This window comes from Nocardioides aquiterrae (assembly GCF_039526625.1).
Classification (GTDB): domain Bacteria; phylum Actinomycetota; class Actinomycetes; order Propionibacteriales; family Nocardioidaceae; genus Nocardioides; species Nocardioides aquiterrae.
This window is the reverse complement of the sequence record NZ_BAAAJE010000045.1, coordinates 1-763: the sequence shown is the minus strand read 5'-3', so window position 1 is coordinate 763 and position 763 is coordinate 1. Positions and strand designations below refer to the sequence as shown.

Sequence of the window (763 nt, the reverse complement as noted above, 5' to 3'; positions counted from 1 at the left end):
GTAGTGGGCGTCCTCGAACTCCGCGGGGCTGATCATCCCAAGGGAGCCGTGCAGGCGCCGGTTGTTGTACCAGTCGACCCAGCCGGCGGTGGCGTACTCGACGTCGGCGAGGGTCTTGTAGGGCCCGTCGTGGAAGACCGTGGTGCGGATGCACTCGGTCTTGTAGAGCCCGTTGATGGTCTCCATCAGGGCGTTGTCGTAGGCGTCGCCGACCGATCCGATCGAGGGCTGGATGCCCTCGAGTTCGAGGTGCTCGGTGAACCGGATCGAGGTGTACTGACTGCCGGCGTCGGAGTGGTGGATCAGCTCCGAGGCGGTCACGGGGTGGCCCTCGTGGTCGCGTTGCCAGATCGCCATCCGCAGCGGCGTCATCACCAGGTCGGTGACCTTCGACGTCGAGGCGTGCCAGGCCACGATGCGCTGGGCGTAGACGTCGAGGATGAACGCCACGTAGACGAACCCGGCCCAGGTGCGCACATAGGTGAAGTCGGTGACCCAGACCCGGTTCGGGGCCGGGGCGGTGAAGTCCCGGTCCAGCAGGTCACCGGCCCGCTTCCCGTCCTTGGCCGCGATGGTGGTGCGGACCTTCTTGGCCCGCCGCACGCCTTCCAGCCCCAGGGCGCGCATCGCCCGGTCCACCGCCCCCGAGGAGGCGTCCGGGACCGCGGTGCGACGCACATAGGCGGTCATCTTGCGGCGCCCGTAGAGCCCCTCGGGGGCCAGCACCCGCTGCCCGCGGGCGTTGGTGGTCCAGGCGATGTCG

1 protein-coding gene is annotated in these 763 nt (G+C 69.2%); it reads right to left on the bottom strand.

Annotated elements, in window-relative coordinates:
- On the bottom strand, positions 1 to 763 hold a 763-nt coding region (locus tag ABD086_RS25245; protein ID WP_343911450.1), incomplete at both ends, for an IS3 family transposase.